General features: G+C 70.5%; 20 protein-coding genes and 2 pseudogenes. 7 read left to right on the top strand and 15 right to left on the bottom strand.

Annotated features, from left to right (window positions below):
• Nucleotides 1-95: 95 nt before the first annotated feature.
• The 4 genes from ACFY0D_RS26605 to ACFY0D_RS26590 all read right to left on the bottom strand — a co-directional run bounded on the left by ACFY0D_RS26605 (nt 96) and on the right by ACFY0D_RS26590 (nt 3417).
• Entirely contained in the window at nt 96-506 is a 411-nt protein-coding gene (locus tag ACFY0D_RS26605) for a hypothetical protein (protein ID WP_390800571.1), read from the bottom strand.
• A gap of 317 nt (nt 507-823) precedes the next feature.
• The gene (locus ACFY0D_RS26600; RefSeq protein ID WP_390800570.1) at nt 824-1333 is read right to left on the bottom strand and encodes an ABC-three component system middle component 2; all 510 of its coding nucleotides are present in this window, start codon (nt 1331-1333) and stop codon (nt 824-826) included.
• A gap of 75 nt (nt 1334-1408) precedes the next feature.
• Nucleotides 1409-3031, bottom strand: coding sequence for an MFS transporter (locus ACFY0D_RS26595; protein ID WP_390800569.1), 1623 nt, complete (start codon nt 3029-3031; stop codon nt 1409-1411).
• A 239-nt stretch (nt 3032-3270) separates the two neighbouring features.
• Complete coding sequence (locus ACFY0D_RS26590) at nt 3271-3417, bottom strand: hypothetical protein (protein WP_390800568.1); 147 nt, start codon at nt 3415-3417, stop codon at nt 3271-3273.
• Between the two features lie 268 nt (nt 3418-3685).
• Between ACFY0D_RS26590 and ACFY0D_RS26585 the strand changes: the two genes are divergently transcribed.
• The 3 genes from ACFY0D_RS26585 to ACFY0D_RS26575 all read left to right on the top strand — a co-directional run bounded on the left by ACFY0D_RS26585 (nt 3686) and on the right by ACFY0D_RS26575 (nt 5774).
• A complete protein-coding gene (locus tag ACFY0D_RS26585) occupies nt 3686-3862 on the top strand; it encodes a hypothetical protein (RefSeq protein WP_390800567.1) in 177 nt (58 codons plus the stop codon).
• A gap of 16 nt (nt 3863-3878) precedes the next feature.
• A complete protein-coding gene (locus ACFY0D_RS26580; RefSeq protein WP_390800566.1) occupies nt 3879-4532 on the top strand; it encodes a GNAT family N-acetyltransferase in 654 nt (217 codons plus the stop codon).
• Nucleotides 4533-4904: 372 nt separating this feature from the next.
• A complete protein-coding gene (locus ACFY0D_RS26575; protein WP_390800565.1) occupies nt 4905-5774 on the top strand; it encodes a glycosyltransferase family 2 protein in 870 nt (289 codons plus the stop codon).
• A 317-nt stretch (nt 5775-6091) separates the two neighbouring features.
• On the opposite strand, the gene ACFY0D_RS26570 is transcribed toward ACFY0D_RS26575, so the two are convergent.
• From ACFY0D_RS26570 to ACFY0D_RS26560, 3 genes are all read right to left on the bottom strand, one after another.
• A complete protein-coding gene (locus tag ACFY0D_RS26570) occupies nt 6092-6310 on the bottom strand; it encodes a hypothetical protein (protein ID WP_390800564.1) in 219 nt (72 codons plus the stop codon).
• A gap of 28 nt (nt 6311-6338) precedes the next feature.
• Nucleotides 6339-6548 (bottom strand): hypothetical protein, encoded by a 210-nt coding sequence (locus ACFY0D_RS26565; RefSeq protein ID WP_390800563.1) that lies wholly within the window; start codon nt 6546-6548, stop codon nt 6339-6341.
• A 192-nt stretch (nt 6549-6740) separates the two neighbouring features.
• Nucleotides 6741-7112 carry a hypothetical protein gene (locus ACFY0D_RS26560; protein WP_390800562.1) on the bottom strand — a complete coding sequence of 124 codons (372 nt, stop codon included), beginning with the start codon at nt 7110-7112 and terminating at the stop codon, nt 6741-6743.
• 474 nt (nt 7113-7586) lie between these two features.
• On the opposite strand from ACFY0D_RS26560, the gene ACFY0D_RS26555 reads away from it, so the two are divergent.
• A complete protein-coding gene (locus ACFY0D_RS26555; RefSeq protein ID WP_390800561.1) occupies nt 7587-8315 on the top strand; it encodes a hypothetical protein in 729 nt (242 codons plus the stop codon).
• 211 nt (nt 8316-8526) lie between these two features.
• Here the strand turns inward: ACFY0D_RS26555 and ACFY0D_RS26550 are convergent, their stop codons facing one another.
• From ACFY0D_RS26550 to ACFY0D_RS26535, 4 genes and pseudogenes are all read right to left on the bottom strand, one after another.
• Entirely contained in the window at nt 8527-9129 is a 603-nt protein-coding gene (locus ACFY0D_RS26550; protein ID WP_390800560.1) for a hypothetical protein, read from the bottom strand.
• 226 nt (nt 9130-9355) lie between these two features.
• A complete protein-coding gene (locus tag ACFY0D_RS26545; RefSeq protein WP_390800559.1) occupies nt 9356-9667 on the bottom strand; it encodes an immunity 53 family protein in 312 nt (103 codons plus the stop codon).
• 47 nt (nt 9668-9714) lie between these two features.
• Nucleotides 9715-10520 (bottom strand): annotated as a pseudogene (locus tag ACFY0D_RS26540) (helix-turn-helix domain-containing protein).
• A 167-nt stretch (nt 10521-10687) separates the two neighbouring features.
• Nucleotides 10688-11686, bottom strand: coding sequence for an AraC family transcriptional regulator (locus ACFY0D_RS26535; RefSeq protein WP_390800558.1), 999 nt, complete (start codon nt 11684-11686; stop codon nt 10688-10690).
• A gap of 326 nt (nt 11687-12012) precedes the next feature.
• Between ACFY0D_RS26535 and ACFY0D_RS26530 the strand changes: the two are divergent.
• A pseudogene (locus tag ACFY0D_RS26530) lies at nt 12013-12871 on the top strand (IS5 family transposase); the annotation flags it as partial.
• A 15-nt stretch (nt 12872-12886) separates the two neighbouring features.
• Here ACFY0D_RS26530 and ACFY0D_RS26525 read toward each other — a convergent pair.
• A complete protein-coding gene (locus tag ACFY0D_RS26525; protein ID WP_390800596.1) occupies nt 12887-13636 on the bottom strand; it encodes a hypothetical protein in 750 nt (249 codons plus the stop codon).
• Between the two features lie 330 nt (nt 13637-13966).
• Nucleotides 13967-14929 (bottom strand): alpha/beta hydrolase family protein, encoded by a 963-nt coding sequence (locus ACFY0D_RS26520; protein WP_390800557.1) that lies wholly within the window; start codon nt 14927-14929, stop codon nt 13967-13969.
• 168 nt (nt 14930-15097) lie between these two features.
• On the opposite strand from ACFY0D_RS26520, the gene ACFY0D_RS26515 reads away from it, so the two are divergent.
• Nucleotides 15098-15694 (top strand): TetR/AcrR family transcriptional regulator, encoded by a 597-nt coding sequence (locus tag ACFY0D_RS26515; protein WP_390800556.1) that lies wholly within the window; start codon nt 15098-15100, stop codon nt 15692-15694.
• A 403-nt stretch (nt 15695-16097) separates the two neighbouring features.
• Here ACFY0D_RS26515 and ACFY0D_RS26510 read toward each other — a convergent pair whose 3' ends face one another.
• Together ACFY0D_RS26510 and ACFY0D_RS26505 are read right to left on the bottom strand one after the other, a co-directional pair.
• Nucleotides 16098-16505, bottom strand: a complete 408-nt coding sequence (locus tag ACFY0D_RS26510; protein WP_390800595.1) for a hypothetical protein — start codon at nt 16503-16505, stop codon at nt 16098-16100.
• Between the two features lie 290 nt (nt 16506-16795).
• A complete protein-coding gene (locus ACFY0D_RS26505) occupies nt 16796-17767 on the bottom strand; it encodes a helix-turn-helix transcriptional regulator (RefSeq protein WP_390800555.1) in 972 nt (323 codons plus the stop codon).
• A 101-nt stretch (nt 17768-17868) separates the two neighbouring features.
• On the opposite strand from ACFY0D_RS26505, the gene ACFY0D_RS26500 reads away from it, so the two are divergent.
• A complete protein-coding gene (locus ACFY0D_RS26500) occupies nt 17869-18504 on the top strand; it encodes a TIGR03086 family metal-binding protein (protein ID WP_390800554.1) in 636 nt (211 codons plus the stop codon).
• The last annotated feature ends 28 nt before the right edge of the window (nt 18505-18532 follow it).

Raw genomic sequence — 18532 nt, 5'->3', positions numbered from 1 at the left:
TCGTCGCACCAACGCCGAGAGGCGCAGTCCGCCGGGTCACCCGCACGCCGATCTACCAATCGAGACGACCTCTTGATCGGATGTCATGCAGGCAGTCACTGGGCCTCGTCGCTTCGTACATTTCCCCGGTACGTCACTGCGTCGGGGCCGATCCCCAGGGCGGTGAGAAGGGTGTTGATCGCGACTTCGTCGTCCTCGGTGTCCTTGATGACGGACACGATGGTGTCCTTCAAAGGGCTGGTGTTCAGCCGGTAGAGAGCGAAGTGGATCCCTCTGATCTGGACCATCGCCACATCGACATCGGAGAGCTCTTCCCAGCCGTGCTCGATCGACAGCCTCAAACGGTGCGCCAAGGCCTCCAGCGGAGGCGCGAGGCAGGCAACTTCGCGGAACAGGCCTGCGACGTACCACCACATACTCGTCTGCCACGCAGGGTTCGGGTTTGGGCACGCTGAGACGGGCGCCTCCAGCCAGTCGGCTTCCGGGCCGGGCACATCGAAGTTCAAGATCTCCACCCCCGTTTTGACCGCAGCCTACTTGGGTCGTCCAGCCGAACCCATTGATGGTGTCGCCGCCGACGGCGCGGGACAGGGTGAGGCTGCGGCCGTCGCTCACCCGTAGGCCCGGGAGGATGCGGGTGTAGCCGTCGTCTTCCGGGATCGACTTGAGTTCGCTGGCGCCCAGCATGTAGTCCACGGCCTCTTCGACGTAGGACTTGCCCGTGTCGGAGGCTCCGTAGACGACCGTCAGTCCGGGGCTGAATTCCACCGCTGCCGGGGCTTGTCGATGCCGAGGAAGGTCAGGTGTACGAGCGTCAGCCTGTTCACAGGGCGTCCTCTCCCAGGTCGTCGGTACTCACGTGGATGCGGCCAGACCAGCGCTGGGTGATCTGCTTCATGCCTTCGCGGACGTCCGTTCCTTCGTGCATGTAGGTGCTGGTGAGCCAGTCGGCCCGTTCGATGAGCTGGCCGACGTAGGGGGACACCAGGGCGCTGAGGAAGCTCGCTGCCTCGTCCGTGGCCCCGTACATGAAGCCGTCGTCGGTGGCTGTCATGTCGGCGAGGCCAGCGCGCAGCAGGACCATGAGGCCCTGCTCGATGAGATGGCGGCGCAGGCCGAGCTCGCCGGGGCCGGCTGGGAGGTCGGGGTGGAGGCTGGCCGGTCCGTGGTCGAGGTCGCCGCTGTGGAGCATGGCGTGGTCCAGGGAGACGAGGCTGGGCGACGTCCAGGCGGCGGGGGAAGGTCTCTGACAGGAGGACCAGTGCGCGCATCCCGGCCTCCAGTAGCGGCCCGTGGTCTTGGTATCGCGGAGCTCGCTGAGACCGTCGGCCATGGGGCAAAGACGCGCACGACACGGTCGGCGACCGGCTGACCGGCCGACCGGCCGACCGGCTGACCGGCTGACCTCTCAGGCTCCCGGGCCGCTCGGCCTCTCGGTGGGGGCGGAGACGGAGTCCTCGGTGTAGTAGCGCCGTAGGAGTTCCCGCTCGGCGTCCCGGTGCGGGAACATGAAGAAGATCAGCAGCGCACCCAGGGCGATCGCGGCCAGGCCGACGGTGTATGCCCAGTCGTCGCCGTGGAGGAACGACTGACGTGCTGCCGCGACGATCTGGTCGGCGTACTGGGGGTGCTGCTGGGCGACCTGCCCGGCGGAGGCGAACGACTTCGTCAGCTCGCTCTGGACCTGGTCCGACACGTCCTTGCTCTCGGGGGAAGCGGCGATCGCCGCGCTGAAGGCCGAGGCGTAGCCGGCGGTGAGGAGCACGCCCATGATGGACTGCATGACGGCCCCGCCGAGGTCCCGTTGCAGGTCGGCGGTGCCTGAGGCCATGCCGGCCCGCCGCACGGGCACCGATCCGGTCAGCGAGTGGGATGCGGGCGTCCCTGCGAAGCCGGCGCCGATTCCGATGAGCACGTAGGCGAAGCCGATCTGCCAGTAGCTGCTGTCCTCGCCCCAGAACAGCAGCATCCAGGCGAAGGCGAGGAAGAGGAACGTGTAACCGATCAGCAGGGTCGTGCGGGCGCCGCGTGTCTCGACCAGCTTCGCGGACCGTGGTGCCACGAGCACGATCATCACGACGAGGGGGAGGATGGCGGCGCCGGCTTCGACGGGGTTGTACGCGAGCACGTTCTGCAGGTACTGCTGGCTGATGAACGCCGACCCCATCATGGAGCCGTACACGACGATTCCCGCGCATGCGGCGACCCAGAACGTGCGCCGGCCGGCGATGTGGAGGTCGTACAACGGGTTGGGAGCCCGGCGCTGGCGCCAGAAGAACGCCGCTCCGGCAGCCAGGGCGATCACGACGAGGCCGACGACCAGTGCCCCCTGGCCGGGGACGGCGGCGAAATTGATCGCCAGCACCAGTCCCGCGATCAGGAGGACGGACAGGATGCCGCCGAGGTTGTCCACTGGTTCGGCCGACTCGTTGGCGTGTGCGGGGACGAACAGCAGGGCCATGACCAGCGCGACCACGGCGAGGGGCAGGGTGACCAGGAACACCGACCCCCAGTAGAAGCGTTCGAGCAGCGCGCCCGCGATCACCGGCCCGAGCAGGGAGATGCCGCCGCCCAGGGCCGACCACAGCGCGATCGACTTCGTCCGCTCCGGCCCCGCCCACAGGGCGGTGATCAGCGCCAGGGTGGTCGGGTAGGCCATGCCGGCCGAGAGCCCGCCGAGGATCCGGGCCACCACGAGGACGGTGTCGTTCGGCGCGTACGCGGCGAGCAGGCAGGCGGGGACGGACAGAGCGATGCCGAGGAGCAGCAGCAGCTTGCGCCCGTGACGGTCGCCGACCGCACCCAGATAGAGCACCGATGCGGCCAGACCGAGCGAGTACCCCACGGCGATCAGGTTCAGCGTGGTCTGGGAGGAGTCGAAGGCCTTCCCGATCGCGGGCAGCGCCACGTTGGCCACCGACAGGTTCAAGTTGGCCACCGCGGCAACGATGATCAGGGACGCCAAAACGAGCGATGCCCGCGCCGGGGCCTCATGCGGAACGTCGATGCGAGGCGCGACGCTTTTCGACATGGAACCTCCGGGGCGAAGTTGGGCTCGGCGAGCATCTTGCCTGATCCGCCGTGCCGCAGATCGCCCCATTGCGATGACACGCCCACCGTCGCTGACGCGGTCCGCCCGCCCCGCCGAGGCTCCTCGGGCAGCGGTCCGTCCTGGACCGCGTTCTCCATGGCGATGGTGGAGGTCAGGCGCTGGACCCCGGGCAGGCGGGCTTGGCTCCGCGCTGGGCGGCATACGGATCTCAACGGATCTCAGTCGGGCAGGCCCCAGCACGAGCCGCGCAGCCCGACTTCGGCGAAGTAGGAGGCCGAGGCGGCAGGGTCACGGCGCACGAAGCCCGCGTCCAGGCGTCTGGTGTACCAGTCGCCGGCGAACTGCCACAGGGTGGGCAGATCCATGACGTAGCCGCGCTCGTGGCCCGTATTGCGCAGACAGGGCGGCCCGGCCGCGGGCGGAGCCGCGGGCGGTCCGCCGCCCGGCGGGCCGCGCGCAGATTCGGGCTCTACCAGCGTGTATGTCGCCGGTGCGTCACGATCGTCTTGTCATCGCACAGCCGCTGCCCCGTCTCACTTGATCTCGCCTGTGGGGAAGGCAGTGATCAGGGGTGATGCAAAGACGGCTGAGACGGATCTGCGGCGAAGTCTCAGCTGGTGTTGCCTTCTCAACATGCGACGCCATGAACACGCCGGACCCATGGCGCTACGCGCCATGCAGGAGCTGGCCACCCGAACCTTCCCGGCGACCGGCTACCGGCACATAGGCGACCTCACCTGGAACTGGTGCCTGTCTCTCGACCGCGGTCTGGACCGCGGGCGACCGAACCCTGGCATGGGGCTGGCTTGAGCTACCGGACCACCTGATGCTCCAAGCCGACCCGGAGCTGGCCCACGATGTCCTCGCCTGGGCCGAACAAACCGCACCCGGACCGCTGCACGTCGAGGTAGCCGGAACCGAATCACACCTGGTCAAAGCGCTGGAACAGCGGGGATACACGCAGGCTGTCGACGGCCCGTTCATGGCGTGCCTCGACCTCTCCCTCACCGAGCTGCCGGACGTTGCCCCTCTGCCGGACGGCTATGCGATCCGAGCCCAGCATGACGACACCGACGTGGCCGGCCGGGCGGCCGCACACCGTGCCGCCTTCGGATCGACCAGGGTCACCACCGAACGCCGTGCCCGCATGAGGGGCACCTGGCCCTACCGCCCCGAACTCGATCTCATGATGACCGCGCCCGCCGGAGACGTCGTGGCCTACTGCCAGGGCTGGTACGACGAGGTCAACGCAACGGGCGCGTCCGAACCGGTCGGCACCCGTCCCGACCAGCGCCGTCAGGGCCTGGCCCGGGCCGTCTGCACCGCGGTGCTGCATGCCTTCGCCCGTGCCGGTGGCCGGCGTGCGATCGTCTACTCGCGAGGCGATGCCGCCTATCCCGTCCCCGAGCGGCTCTACGAATCCATGGGCTTCACCGCATACACCCGCACCCACACCTTCGTCGGCAGGCCAACGGGCTGAAGTGTTCTGTCAACCGCTCCCTTCCACCACCCTGTCTCACATGACGTTGCCCCTGAAGTGCGAAGCGGGCAAGGTCATGTGAGACAGAAGCAGGGGCCGGTGAGACGGGACAGTGAGAGAGAGCGCCCCCAGGCATCCCGCGGCAGGCCTGCGAGAAAGTCAGCCAGGTGTCCTGTCGGCGTTCACCCGGGGCCGTCGGGGGTGGCGGGGCAGGGCTGGCGCCGGGCTGGATGCTGTCGACCGGGGCGGTGACCGGCGACTGTGACGGCTGCCGGACCTGCCCGCGGTCGACAGCGCCACGTGGGCTGGGAGCAGCCCGTCCGAGGGCGGCTCCCGCAGTGGCAACCAGGCGTGAAAGGAACAGGCGACAGAATGCCGAAGATCGGGGTTGTGGTCCTGACCATGGGCGACCGGCCCGCTGAACTGGGAGCCCTGCTGGCCTCCGTGGCCGCTCAGGAAGGCGATCCGGCAACCGTCGTGGTCCTCGGCCAGGGCGTAAAGCTCCCACCCCTCCCGGACGACGTGGACGGTGTCGAGCTGACCGAGAACCTGGGCATCCCCGGCGGACGGAACGTCGGCGTCGACCGGCTGCGCGAGAAGGGCGGCGTGGACGTCGTAGTCGTCCTCGACGACGACGGCCTGCTCCCCCGCACCGACACCTTCCGACTCATCCGCGAAGCCTTCGCCGACAACCCACGCCTGGGCATCGCAGGCTTCCGCATCGCGGACGAGACCGGAGCGAGCCAGCGCAGGCACGTCCCCCGCCTGCGTGGCAAAAACCCGCTGATGTCCGGGCCGGTCACCACGTTCCTCGGCGGCGGCCACGCCATCCGCATGACCGTCATCGACCAGGTGGGCGACTTCCCCACCCCGTTCTTCTACGCCCACGAGGAAACCGACTTCGCCTGGCGGGCCCTGGACGCCGACTGGGAGATCGACTACCGGGCGGACATGGTGCTGCAACACCCCCGCACCGAGGCATCCCGCCACAAGGTGTACTACCGCAACACCGCCCGCAACCGGGTCTGGCTTGCCAAGCGGCACCTGCCCGCCATCCTGATCCCGGTCTACCTCGCAACCTGGGCCGGATACACGCTCGCGCAGCGGCCCCCTCTGTCCGGCCTCACGGCCTGGTGGGCCGGCTTCATCGAAGGCGTCCGCGTGCCATGCCCACCGAGACGGCCCATGCGATGGCGGACGGTATGGCAGATGACCCGGCTGGGCCGTCCCCCAGTCATCTGACACCACGACCGCCACCGCCCAGATCGGTGCGGTCAGGCGGGCTCGTACCCCTGCACGACCAGCATGGACTGGACCACCCCCGCAGGCCGGGGGCGGGACGACACCGCTGCCGTCGGCTCGCTCCTGCTCATCGCCGGACCCATCCCCGCAGGTGCGGGGTCGACACTTTCTGAGCTGTGGTCTCTTCGGCCCAGGTGGCTGTTCTCGTTCAGTTGCTTCGGGGCGGAGAGGACCAGCCAGCACAACCCGACGGCCGCACCGTGGAGCAGACACACCAGCGCCCACGACTCGAGCGGACCGGGGCTGTTGTTCGGTTTTCAGGCTTCGATGTACGCCACGATCGTGATGGTCCGCGAGGCGGTCACGTAGTAGATCACCCGTACCCCGTCGATCTCGTCCGCGTAGTCGCGCAGCAGGGTTCCGGGGACTTCGGTGCCGAGTTCGGGGTTGACGCTGATGGCGACGATCGCGCGGTCCAGGCGGTGCGTCTCGTTCGCGGTCGGTTTGGTGAGCTGGGTGAGGGTGGGTTCGACCATGACGACGCGCGAGCGGCGCGCGGAAGGGTCAGGCGAGACGGGGCTGCCCGTCGGCGAGGCGGGCGAGGTGGGCGTCGCGGGCGGTCTCCCACGCGACGCCGGTCTCCGGGGCGGGGTAGCCGTGGGTGGCGATGTCCTCCAGCACCGAGGCGAGGACGTCGACCTTCGCCCGCTGCTCGGCCGCGTACGCGAGGACGGACGCGGCGGCGTGCTCGTCGAGGGGCAGGCGTTCGGGCACGGGCGCGGTGGCCGCCGCCCGCCCGGCTCACGCGGGCTGCGATCCGCTCCAGCATGCCGACGGCGCGTCCCCAGCCGGTGCGCGTCCGCATGAGGGCACGCTCGGGTGCGGGGGCGGGGTGCCCGACCCCGTTCCCCGCTTGAGCGCTGCCCCTTGACCGTCAAGCCGCCTGTCGTCCGGTCTGGCGGACAGTCAGAGCTGGTTCTTGGTCTCGCACCAGAACAGACTGGACGGGTACGACACGGGCACCTGGCACTTCGCCCGCCTTTTAACGGGCTGGCCGGCGTCGAGCTGCTCACCCGTGATGGTGATCTCGCCCTTCCACCACCAACCGGATACGAAGGCCCATGTTTGGGGCGTCGCTATCCAGTCCGTACACACCAAGGTGTCCGACTGGTTGTGGCCGCAGATGAAAATCCTGTCCGAGTACCGCGTGCCGACCGCCACGGTCTGCCCATTGCTGGCGGCCGCAGCGGGCCCCGCCGTGGCGAGTATGCCGATGTACGCCATTCCCAGGGCCGCAGCCGTGGCACTGAGCCTGCCGACGGCACTTCTCTTCATCATGGGTCCCCCCGAGTCTCCGGTGCAGTGATCTTGAGGTGCGAGGCCATTGTGCATGTTCCGTACCGGCAAGCCCAGTTGATATCCCAAGCGGTAGATCACGGCAGTCCGGGCGTGCCTCCGATCAGGTCGTCGTCGGGCGAGCGATGCCGGTGGCCGCCCGACGCGGTCGGAACGCTTCGGTGTCCGTGCTGCTGCGAGGCACGCGCAAGGTGCCGGCGGACCGTCGCCGAAAGGGGTTGTCAGGCGGTTCAGGTGGGCGGCGAGGACATCGGGAGCTCCGGCTTCGCGGAGCTGCCGCATGCGGGCCGGGTGCCCCTGTCCAGACCCCGGTGGAAGTGCTTTTTTCGGTCTGCGGGTGAGTACGCGTACTCATGCGCCCGGGCCCGGCCGGGAACGAGGGTAGGCCTCGGAACCGATGAGACGGAGGCGGGGATGGGAAGGGCGAGGGGACCCAGGAGGCGCCTGGCGGGCATCGTGGCAGCACTCGGTGCGGCGGCCCTGACGAGCGGCTGCTCCGCGCTGCCCGATGACGGGGAGCTGCGCGCCATGGCCACGACCGCCGGCGCGCAGGAGAAGCGGGATGCCGAGGAGGCGAGGCTCCGTGCGCTGCTCGGCCGCTTCGACGGGATCGAGGGGCTGCGACCGGGCTTCACCGCGGTCTCGGACGTGTGCACCAGGCCGAGTGACGGGGGCTTCAAGAAGGAGGCCACCGTCCACCTGATGTCCTGTTCGATGAGCGCCGAGGCCGTGTACGGGGTCGAGGGCGACATCACCGAGGTCCTGCGCCGCATCGGCACCTCGGGCATCACCACCTGGAGTGCGAACATCAACGGCCCCGGCAGCGCCTCAGGCGGATCCCTGGACTACGCGCTGATGTACCAGCAGCAGAAAGGTGTGTATCCCCAGGAGTCGGGCGGGCTCCTGATGCCGGCGCCGAGCCTGCAATCGGAGACCGGGGACCTGTCCGTCGGCTGGGACTTTCCGCCTCTGCCCGGCCACCCGCCGCAGTCGGGGCAGATCGCGGAGAATCCCTCGTGCCGGGCCGACTTCATCCCGTACTCCCGCTGCGCCACCGACCCGGCCCGACCACCAGCCGTCGCGGACCTCCGCGCCTGGTACGGAACGGTCCTCACGGTGGCGACGGGCTCCGGCAGCTACAGGCCCTATCTCACCGTGCCCCGCCCTGGGAACAAGACAGGCTGAGGCCGGTTCGCGGACATCATTGGCCTTGTCCACGAGAACCGGTCCCGGCAGGCCCCGGCTGTGCACGCACACCCGAGCGCCGCCCGCACAGGACCGAGCCTAGGGAGACGAAGCAAGTCAGGACCCGCGGATGTTCCGGAGGATGCGGCGCGAGGCACCGGTCGTCATCGGCCGATCCGGCCGTTCGCTTGGTGAGAGCGGACGCGCGGTGTCACCTGTCCTGCGCGGCCAGGAGCATGACCAGGGCCTTGGAGTAGGTGGTACCGAGGGCGGTGGCCAGCGTATCGGCGGGCATGCCGTCGTCGCGCAGCGCGGCCAGCGGCGCGTCCGCGGCCGCGGCGTTCAGCTGTCCAGTCACCTCGGCCAGGAGTGCGGCCAGCGGCTCGGCGGCATCCCGGACGACGGACAGGTGCGCGGTCGAGTCCGCGAGTGGTCCGGTGAGGGCGACGTCCGCTTCGTACAACGGCCGGTCGCCGGCCGCCGCCCAGTCCAGGAGGTACTCGGCGGCGCCGCGCCATCCGCACGCACACAGTGCCCGCAGAACCTCCGCGCGCGGGCGGCGGTACCGGCCGTCGTACGCCGACCAGTGCCTGGTCGACGGCACCTCCGGACCACTCCCGACATCGAAGTAGACCGGACCCGGCTCACTGCCGCCGATGAGGACACCCACCGCACCCGCGTGCGCATCGCCGAAATCCACCGTCCACCAGTCCCGCTCCACCCTCGCCCACGTTCCCGCCGGCAGACCGGCCGGATCCCGTATGCCACCCTGCCCCGCCCCCGCCTCGGCCCACACCCAAGCCGCCTCAACCACCGGTGCAGGTGGGCCGAGTCGGCCGCATACGCGTACGCGGCGTCAACATCCACCCATGCGGGTGAACTTCACGTGGCCGGACTGGGCGTGGAAAGGCGCGGGCCGCCGGCGGGGGCGCCGCGTGCAGCGCCTCCTCGGCTCTTGGGCCGGTGCCGTCAACGACCGCGGCGCACGAGCACCACGATCAGGACGGCCACCAGCGGGGCCTGTATCTGGCCCTGTGTCATCAGAGAGCACTGGTGGTCGCCCATGTACGGAAGATCGCAAGAGCCTCGCTAAGGTTCCCGGGGCCGCACGCGGCGTGGAAAGTCTTCTCAGCGGTCCAGGCCCAGACCCAATCCTGGGCGTCGCGATTGACGTCCTGGCGGGGGTACTCGCGTCCTTCGAGGTCCGTCTGCTCTAGATCGATTTCGATCAGCCAGCCGGGGTTGTCGAGCGTGGCGATCTTCACGCCCCACTCGTGCTCCCAGTCGCCGTCGCACTGCTTCGCGTACCAGTCCTGTAGCCAGGCAAGAAGATGCTGCTCCGAATCGCTCATGAAGGAGAGGCTAGTGCTGGGACCGTAGTGGGCGCTGGGCTGGGTGGTCAGGCTGCTGTTCGTAGTGGTCTGCCGCCCCAGCGGATGCCTTTCTCACTGCGGATGCGGATGCGGATGCGGATGCGGGAGCGTTCGCGTCGTTGTGCTGTGAGAACTTCGGGGTGGTGCCCAAGAGGCGTAAGTCGGGGTGAAGCACAGCTCGACCTTGTTCCGCGCCGCCCACTTTCTCATCCGCCAGTTCGTGGGGGCGGAGAGGTTGTCGAGGATCACGTAGATCGGGGCGCCGTCCGGGCGGGCGGCTCGAATCGTCCTCAAGGCCGCCCAGGTGTGGTCGATGGCCCAGCAGGAACCGGCTGCCGGACGGATACCCAGCGGGCCGAACTCGTCGAAGGCGAGCCTGCGGTCGGGTCGCTTGTTGATCGCGTACTCGATCCGGTCCCGGTCCGGCTTGGCGTCGACGTCCGGGTCCGGGTCCGGGTCCGGGGACTCCTTCCGGGTCTTCGTGCGCTGGAAGGCAATGCCTCGGCGGGCCAGTAGGCACCGCAGTGCCTCCCGGCCGGTCCGACGGGCCTGGCCATGTCGCGCCGCGGGTGATCGGCGAGCTTGCGGATGGACCAGCGGGTGAAGGGATTGCCGACCTGGGTCGGGCGGGTAGCGGCCGTCTGGATGACGAAGTCCCCGTCGTCAGGACTGAGCAGGCGGGGACGGCCTCCCGCCCCGTGAGGGTGCAGGCATGCGAGCCCGAGCCGATCTCGTTGAACTTGTGGATCACGTCGCGGACGGTGTCCTCGTCCGCCTGGACCAGCCGTGCGATGACCGGGACGGTGCTGCCGCCGGCCGAGGCCAGCAGCATCATCGCCCGGCGGAACCGAACCGAGCTGGTACTGCCCCGCCGCACGATCCGCTGCAGTTTCTGCCCCTCCTGCTCTGCCGGCCTGCGAACCCGGACCGGTTGCGCCCGATCACTTCCAACCGGCACAACGAGCAACCCGGCGAACGTTCACGGTCACAGCACTGGGCCTAGGAGGCGTCCGCCCCGGCCAGGTCTTCCGCCCGGGCCTGCCCGCGGAAGGCCGCGGGCGGCAGGCCGTAGGCCTCGCGGAACGCCCGGCTGAACGCGGACGCGTGCCGGAAGCCCCTCCGGGCGCCGATGACGTGCACGGGCACCTCCTGGTGCAGCGGGTCCGCCAGGTCCTGGCGTGCCCGCGCGAGCCGCTGGCCCTGAAGGAAGGCCGCGACCGTCGCCCCGTTCCCTTCCTGCTGGAACACCCGGTGGAGATAGCTGACGGAGATGTGGTGGGCGGCGGCGATCGCGGGGACGTCCAGCAGCGGATCGTCGGCGTGGTCCCGGATGAAGGCCATCACGCGGAGTGCCAGGGCGCGCCGGTGCGTCTCCGGGGTCAAGGACCGCTCCGCTTCGAGGACGCCGGCGAAGAGCGAGGCGACGAGATCGGCCAGTACGCCGCTCAGGCGCGGGCCCTCGGCCGGCCGGTAGGACCGGCTGTCCTTGGTCACCTGGCCGAGGAAGGTGGCCAGCAGGGCCCCCATTCCCTCCCGGGCCGAGATGCGCTTGCCGATGACCCGGCCAGCGGTGTGCGGGGGCAGCGGCAGCAGCGCCTTGGGTACCTCGACCCCGATGATCTCGACGGAATGCGGGCCGGAACTGATCTCGAACGGCCGTGACGTGTCACTGGTGTGGATGTCGAACACACCGTGCACCACGGTGTCCTTGCCCAGCGTTACCGCTCCCGCCCCGCGTTTGATCAGCGAGAGGTGGAACGCCTCGGGGTCCGACCTCGCTATCAGCTTCGGTGTGCGCAGGAAGGTCAGGGGATGGCATTCCATCGGATAGACCGTGATCCCGCCGAGCGAGATGACGCGCTGGTTCACCCAGAAGTCGGCGGCGTGCTCACTGCGCATCTCCATGGGCGCATGCGTCTCCGACATCAGGGCCCGCCAGCTCTCGAAACGGTCGGCGGGCGTTAGTTCCGCACTGCGGAACGTTCTCTCGGGCAGCATGATCCCGGGTTTACACCGGCCGTGGCGGCCCGCGCAACAAGAGCCGGGGCCCGGGGCGCGGGCGGCGGGGCGACTCTCCGTCAAGACACTGTGCACGCCAGGCCAATGCGCGGTGCTCCGGGGCTTGGCAGAGTGGGCGCCGAAGGGTCGGTGAGGGGACGGGAAACCGGAGCCCCCGCCGACGACCGGGGGCCGCTCGCGGGCCCGGCACTGAGCTGACGCCGCCCGAGGACGGGGGTTTCGGGCGGCGTCAGCTCAGTGCCGGGACCAGGCCGTCCAGGCCGTCCAGGCCGATTCCTTCAGATCATCTGATTGTTTGTCGATGTGTGTCGTTGACTGATGCCCAGTGGGCGCGGATCGAGCCGTTGCTGCCGGACCGGACGCCCCGGGGCGGTGGGCGGTGGGCGGTGGCGTGATCATCGGCAGGTGATCGACGCGATCGCGTTCAAGTACCGCACCGGGACGCCGTGGAGGGACCTGCCCGAGTACTTCGGGTCGGGGTGGGGAGCCCACAACCGGCTGCGGATGTGGGCGGCCGACGGGACCTGGGAGAAGGTTTTCACCGCCCTGCTCGCCCAGGCCGACGCCGAGGGCGACCTGGAATGGGTCGTCGCGGTCGACTCCACGATCGTCCGGGCTCATCAGCACACCTCCGGGGCCCGTCAAAAGGGGCCCCGGCCGGCGAGCCGGCAGACCATGCCCTCGGAAGGTCCCGCGGCGGGCTGACCACGAAGATCCACCTCGTTGCCGACGGCCGCCGCAGGCCGCTGGCCGCCGGCCTTCGTGCTCACGCCGGGCCAGGCCGGTGATGCACCCGCATTTGTGCAGGTCATGGACCGCTTACGAGTGCCCCGGCGGACCGGCCGTCCCAGAATCACTCCGGACGTGGTCTTGGCGGACAAGGCCTGCTCGTCCCGGGCGATCCGCGGTCATCTGCGGCGCCGCGGAATCCGGGCGGTGATCCCGCAGCCCGCTGACCAGGTCGCCCACCGCAAGCGGCTGGGCCGGCTCGGCGGCCGCCCGCCGGCCTTCGACCGCGAGTCCTACAAGCAGTGGAACACCGTCGAACGCTGCATCAACAAGCTCAAGCAGTGGCGCGGCCTGGCCACTCGCTACGACAAGACCGCCACCATCTACCTCGCCGGACTCCACCTCGCCGCCATCTTCATCTGGTCAGCGAGGCGATCCGAAGGAAACGGCCTAGCCGCCCCCGCCCCCGCCCCCGCCTCCACCGCATCCGCTGCTGCCGCCGCAGCTGTAGCCCCCGGCGCCACTGATGCCGATGCCGGAGGGCCCGCCCCGGCCGCGGTTCCGGGGGCCGGGGTGGCGCCGGGGCGCGGGGCGGGTGGTGCGCTTGACGTGGAGTTCGAGCAGGACGGCCGGCCCCAGGGCCTGTTCCAAAGCCGCGAGGAGCTGTCGGGCGTCGGTGTCCGGCAGGAGGACAGCCCGGCAGACGTCGGAGTCGTCCCGGATCAGGCGCAGCGTGAGGACGCGGGTGGCGGGGAGGGGGTCCCCGGCGTACGGCTCCTCGATCTCCTGCTCCAGGCGCAGGCGGTCCGGCTCCTCAATCGGCCGCCACGGACCGCTCCCCAGGCCGCGCACCAGGCGCATCCCGGGGGGATCGCCGACGGCGGAGAACCTGATCCGGTACACCCGGAAGCAGGCCACGGCCAGTGCGCCCGCGAAGCCCGCCGCGACGGCTGCGGACACCATCCAGAGGGCCACCACCCCCACCGTGGCCCAGTCGGCGCCGGAGAAGAGCACGATCACCGCCACCGGCAGGACGAGGGCGAGCCCGAGAAGACCCGTACCGAGCGCGGTCAGCGCGGCGCTCCCCAGCGAGCGCGGCACGGTGAGCCAGGAGGCGCCGCCCGCCCGCAGCACCACGTCCGTCGTCCCCGACTCGCCCCGCTCCACGCTGCCGGGCGCCCCCGGGCTGTGTACCGTCATTGCCTCACGGTAGATCTGACGCCGGGTGACTGACCAGATGCCGTACGTGCGACATCGCGGGCGGCGGTGCGATGCGGTTGGGCCGTTTCGTTCGGAGCACCTCGCTGACCGGACGAAGATGGCGGCGAGTACGCCGGTACGGCAGGCTGCTGGACCCCATGCGCCCCTTCCGAGGTGCGGCAGGGGGTCTTTGCCGCGCCGCCCGGTTTCCTGCGTCTCCCGGACCCCCGGGTTGCAGCGCGTTCGTGGCGCGCGAGGGACTGCGGCCCCTTTGCGGCGAGCCGAGCGACGACGGCCGGGCCGTCCGATGCGCGACGTGGCTGCGCGGGGCTACTTGGATTCGACTTGTCCTGTCGGGTCGAGTCCGGCCGTCAGTGCCTCGCAGGCGATCTGCCAGGTGGAGGCGCCGGGGTGGAGCTGGGTGTGGAGGTAGGCCGCGGTGAGTTGGGCAAGGGCGGCGACTCGCTCGGGGTTCTCGTCGGTGGTCTCGGCGGCGTCGTATCCGGCGATCCCGCCGAGCCCGTGCTCCGCGCCGAACAGGGTGAGCAGGGTCTTGGGGCCGGGGGCGAGGGTGTAGGGGTCGGCGTGCCAGTCCGGCCCCATGTCTGTGAAGTGCCGGGAGTCGTCCTTGTCGCCGGCGACGACCAGCGCGGGTGCGGTCATGGTGGAGAAGTCGACGGCCCCGATGATCGGCCACTGCTCGGCCATGGGCCCGTTGAGGACCTCGCCGCCCCTGCCGGGCGCGGCGAGCAGTACGCCCGCCTTGATCCGGGGCTCGACGAGGTGCACCACGTTCCCGGTTTCGGGGTCGGTGAGCCCGGCACCCAGCAGGAGGGCGGCGGTGAAGCCTCCGAGCGAGTGTCCCGCGAGGGCGATCTTGGTGTGGTCGATCCGTCCGGCGAGCTGCGGCACGGCGTTCTCGATTACGTCGAGCCGGTCGAGGATGTGGGTCATGTCCTCGGCGCGGGAGCGCCAGAAGTCGGGTGCGCCGGGGGCGTCGGCGACCAGGTGGGTCAGTGTGCTGGAGGTGAGGTGGGTGGGTTGGACGACGACGAATCCGTGTGCCGCCCAGAAGTTGGCGAGCGGCGCGTAGCCGTTGAGTGAGGAGAGGTTGTTCGAGGGGCCGTGGCCGTGGGAGAGGAGGATGACGGGGAGGCTGGTTCCGGTCGCGGGTGCGGAGACGCGCACGTGGAGGTCCACGGGACGTCCGGGCACGGACAGGACTACGGGGCTGAAGGACAGGACCGGGACGGCCGTGCCCAAGGCGTCGGCGGTGGTGGTGGCTGTGCTCACGGTTGGATTCCCTTTCGGTGGCGCCTGCCGCCCGCCGGTCTCTTGCAGCCGGCGGGCGGACAAGGCGGTCAGGGGCGTCCCGTTTCGGCTAAGCTGAAACGGAACGTCGCTCCATTTAGTATCCGGAGCGTCGCTCCGTTTTGTCAACCGGTGTGGAAGGAGAACGCGATGGCCGCCGAGAGTCCTGCAGGGGATTCGCCGTCCCGAAGCAAGCGGGCCGACGCTCAGCGCAACCGGGAGACGGTGCTCACGGCCGCGGCCGAGGTGTTCGTGACCTCCGGCGTCGACGCGCCGATCCGCCAGATCGCGGCCCAGGCGGGCGTCGGGATGGCCACGATCTACCGCCACTTCCCGACCCGGGCGGACCTCGTCACCGCCGTGTACCAGCACCAGATCGAGGCATGCGCCGAAGCCGGCCCGAACCTGCTGGCCATCGCCGCCTCCCCGCTCGACGCACTGCGCCAATGGATCGACCTCTTCGTCGACTTCCTCGTCACCAAACACGGCCTCGCCGACGCCCTGCAGTCAGACAGCGACCGCTTCGCCGCGCTGCACGCCTACTTCCTCGACCGCCTGCTGCCCGTCTGCGCGCAACTGCTCGACGCCGCGGTCGGGGCCGGCGAAATCAGGCCCGGCACACAGCCGTACGAGCTGATGCGCGGCATCGGCAACCTCTGCATCGGACGCGACAACGACCCCCGCTACGACCCCCGACGCCTGATCGCCCTCCTCCTCCAGGGACTCCAGCGACCGCAGACGTCCTGATGCCGACGAGCGACATCGCGACCAGGCTCCCCCGGCTTCCACACGATCTGAACGGCCGTCGCCCAACAGCCGGAGACACCGGCAGGCAACAGCGTCTACGAAGCGCACGTGTCGGTCATCCGCGACGCGGCCGTCCCACTCCCCGAAGAGCTCACCGCGCTCGCTCCTCACCGAACTCGTCCGCCGGCTCGACGGCCTGGCCGCCAAGGAGCCGCGGGTCACGTTGAAGGCCCTCGCCGTCCTGCGGTACGTCATCGCCCAGGCCGGCCGGAAAGCGGCGTACGAACTCGCCCCCGGAACGTGCCGATCGCGGAGGTCGCGTCCGCCCTCGGCACGAACGAGCCCGCGGGCCGCGGCCCGCAGCCCGCAGCCCGCAGCCCGCAGCCCGCAGCTCGCAGCTCGCTCAACGACTATCACCACCCTGGCCCAGGCCGCCCGGGTTCGCACCGCTCGTCCGGCGCAGACGGCTACGGCCCGTCCGACGGATCTTGGTGGCCAGCCGCCAAGGCGGGAAGAGGCGCTGGACCGCCGCCGCGATGGCGGTGCGGCGGGCGGCCGCGAAGGATATGCGCTGTTCCTGGTCTGCGGGCAGCAGGTCGGTCTGTCCGGCCCAGGACGTGGCGAGCTGGTTGACGAACATCAGGATGTCGACCGGGTCCCAGTCCCATGCAGGGTCGAGGTGGCCGGCCTTCTGCGCTTCGCGGAGCTGCTCGGTCTTGTGGAGCACGGTGGCCTGAACGGGGTCGTCCGGGTCGGGCGGCGGAGCCGGTCGGGGTGCGCGGTGAAGTGGTCGTGGACGCGTCCGGCGCAGCCGGGAAGGTCGGTGGGGTCCAGGCGGGTGGCCTCGGCGACCACGGTCATCTCGCGGGCGATGACGGTGGTGTAGAGCTCTTCCTTGCCGCGGAAGTGGGCGGGCGTAGGGACGTGGACGGCAACGTGCACGTGCCGTGTCACGACTGCCACCAGCTCAGGACGAGCACGGAGTTCGGGGTTCCGCGACCCGCGACCCGCGATCCGCGACCGGGCACACCGGGCACACGGCCGGCGGCTGCTGCCCGGCAAGGTGCAAGAACTCACACCCCGAAAGCGGTTCGCCCTCGGCTACTGGCCGTGGGGTGCGTGCGGTTCCTCCCCCGCGTACATCCCCGTGAGTTCGGCGGCGATCCGGGCCAGCCACTGCCGTACCTCCGGCGGCTCCAGTACCTCGACCCCACCTCCCAGCCCGGCCAGATGCCCTGCCAGGGCCTTGGCCGCCGGGCCGTCGACCCACACCTCGATCCAGCCGTCGGGCAGCGGACCGCCGACGCGCACACGGCCGCCGAGGAACCGTTGCAGCAGGGCCAGCGTGTCGGGGTGGACCCGCGCCCGGGCGGTCACCGCGTACATGCCGTCCTGGAAGGCTCCGGACAGCGCCCGCCAGGCCGTGGCGAGGTCGAAGTCGGGCGGCCGGACCACCGGTTCGCCGGTCGGCTCGACGGAGGTGACCCGGCTGAGCCGGAAGGTGCGCAGGCCCTTGTCCGTACCGGCGACCAGGTAGTCCACCCCCGCCTTGACCACGAGCCCGAGGGGGTCGACGGTGCGTTCGCCGACTGGTTTGCCGACGCCCGCGTACCCGAGGCGGACGCGGATCCCGTCCACGACGGCGCCCTGGAGCGCGGAGCGGTGGGCGGCATCGGCGGTGGCGGCGTTGCGGGACCAGTCCGTGGCGTCGACGACTCCCGCGCGGGTCGCGGCCCGGGCCTGCGCCCGCATGGTCGGCGGCAGGGCCCGGACCAGCTTGCGCAGCGTGGTGCGCAGTTCGGGGGTGGCCGACAGGGGGCCGGTGACGAGGAAGAGCGCCCGGATCTCGTCGGCGGTCAGTCCGGTGAGGTTGGTACGGGCCCCGCCGACGAGGGACCAGCCGCCGCCGCGGCCGCGCTGCGAGTAGACGGGGATGCCGGCCGCGGCCAGGGCCTCCAGATCTCGGCGCGCGGTGCGCTCGGACACCTCCAGTTCGGCGGCCACTTCGGGGACGGTGACGCGGCCGCGTTCTTGGAGGAAGAGCAGGGTCGCCACCAGCCGGTCGGCTCTCATGTGCCCCTTTTCCTCCTTCGTGGGTGCCGCGTCATCGCCTCTCACCATTCTCTTCGGAAAACAGGCCAGAAGGTGGCCACTTTTGCTTTCAGGATGAACCCATGAACAAGACCGAGCAGCTCATCGAGACCCCGTCCGACTCCACCCGTACCGTCGCCGCCCCCTTCTCCTTCGATCCGCGGACCGACCTCGCCGCGGCCGTCGAGCTGGCGGGCCGTACGCTGGCCGCCGTCCGGCCCGAGCAGTACGACGCCCCGACTCCCTGCGAGGAGTTCGATGTACGGCGACTGTCGAGCCACCTCGTCGCCGTCGTCCGCCGGATCTCGGTGATCGGGCGCGGCGAGGATCCGTTCAGCGTCCCGTCCTTCGCCGACGAGATCGCCGACGGCGCATGGGCGGCGGCCTGGGTGCCGGGCGCCCGCGAGGTCGCGGAGGTGTGGGCGGATCCGGGTATCCTCGGCCGGCAGCTGCGCCTGCCGATGGGCGTCCTGCCGGGTGCGGCCGCCGCGGCCGTCTACACCCACGAACTCACGGTGCACACCTGGGACCTGGCCAGGGCGACCGGGCAGGACCCGGACTGGGACCCGGCTCTCATCGAGCGTGTGATCGGCGTCGTACGTCACGCGCTGCCGGCCGAAACCCGCGGCGGGCGGATCCCCTTCGGAGAAGTGGTGGCCCTGGACCCCGAGGCCCCGGCCATCGACCGGCTCGTGGCCTGGGCGGGACGCCGGCCCTGAGGGCCCGGGTGCGGGGGCAGCCTCCTGG

Source organism: Streptomyces sp. NPDC001502, from assembly GCF_042894785.1.
Classification (GTDB): domain Bacteria; phylum Actinomycetota; class Actinomycetes; order Streptomycetales; family Streptomycetaceae; genus Streptomyces; species Streptomyces kutzneri.
The sequence above is the reverse complement of the archived record's forward strand: the minus strand, read 5'-3'. Positions and strand labels throughout refer to the sequence as shown.

What these genes read in the sequence shown, in the direction of transcription:
- ACFY0D_RS26570 (WP_390800564.1), bottom strand. Translation starts at nt 6,310, where the DNA reads ATGGTCGAACCCACCCTCACCCAGCTCACCAAACCGACCGCGAACGAG.
- ACFY0D_RS26560 (WP_390800562.1), bottom strand. Translation starts at nt 7,112, where the DNA reads ATGATGAAGAGAAGTGCCGTCGGCAGGCTCAGTGCCACGGCTGCGGCC.
- ACFY0D_RS26500 (WP_390800554.1), top strand. Translation starts at nt 17,869, where the DNA reads ATGAACAAGACCGAGCAGCTCATCGAGACCCCGTCCGACTCCACCCGT.
- ACFY0D_RS26600 (WP_390800570.1), bottom strand. Translation starts at nt 1,333, where the DNA reads ATGGCCGACGGTCTCAGCGAGCTCCGCGATACCAAGACCACGGGCCGC.
- ACFY0D_RS26525 (WP_390800596.1), bottom strand. Translation starts at nt 13,636, where the DNA reads ATGACGGTACACAGCCCGGGGGCGCCCGGCAGCGTGGAGCGGGGCGAG.
- ACFY0D_RS26535 (WP_390800558.1), bottom strand. Translation starts at nt 11,686, where the DNA reads ATGCTGCCCGAGAGAACGTTCCGCAGTGCGGAACTAACGCCCGCCGAC.
- ACFY0D_RS26595 (WP_390800569.1), bottom strand. Translation starts at nt 3,031, where the DNA reads ATGTCGAAAAGCGTCGCGCCTCGCATCGACGTTCCGCATGAGGCCCCG.
- ACFY0D_RS26585 (WP_390800567.1), top strand. Translation starts at nt 3,686, where the DNA reads ATGCGACGCCATGAACACGCCGGACCCATGGCGCTACGCGCCATGCAG.
- ACFY0D_RS26545 (WP_390800559.1), bottom strand. Translation starts at nt 9,667, where the DNA reads ATGAGCGATTCGGAGCAGCATCTTCTTGCCTGGCTACAGGACTGGTAC.
- ACFY0D_RS26575 (WP_390800565.1), top strand. Translation starts at nt 4,905, where the DNA reads ATGCCGAAGATCGGGGTTGTGGTCCTGACCATGGGCGACCGGCCCGCT.
- ACFY0D_RS26580 (WP_390800566.1), top strand. Translation starts at nt 3,879, where the DNA reads ATGCTCCAAGCCGACCCGGAGCTGGCCCACGATGTCCTCGCCTGGGCC.
- ACFY0D_RS26505 (WP_390800555.1), bottom strand. Translation starts at nt 17,767, where the DNA reads ATGAGAGCCGACCGGCTGGTGGCGACCCTGCTCTTCCTCCAAGAACGC.
- ACFY0D_RS26590 (WP_390800568.1), bottom strand. Translation starts at nt 3,417, where the DNA reads ATGGATCTGCCCACCCTGTGGCAGTTCGCCGGCGACTGGTACACCAGA.
- ACFY0D_RS26515 (WP_390800556.1), top strand. Translation starts at nt 15,098, where the DNA reads ATGGCCGCCGAGAGTCCTGCAGGGGATTCGCCGTCCCGAAGCAAGCGG.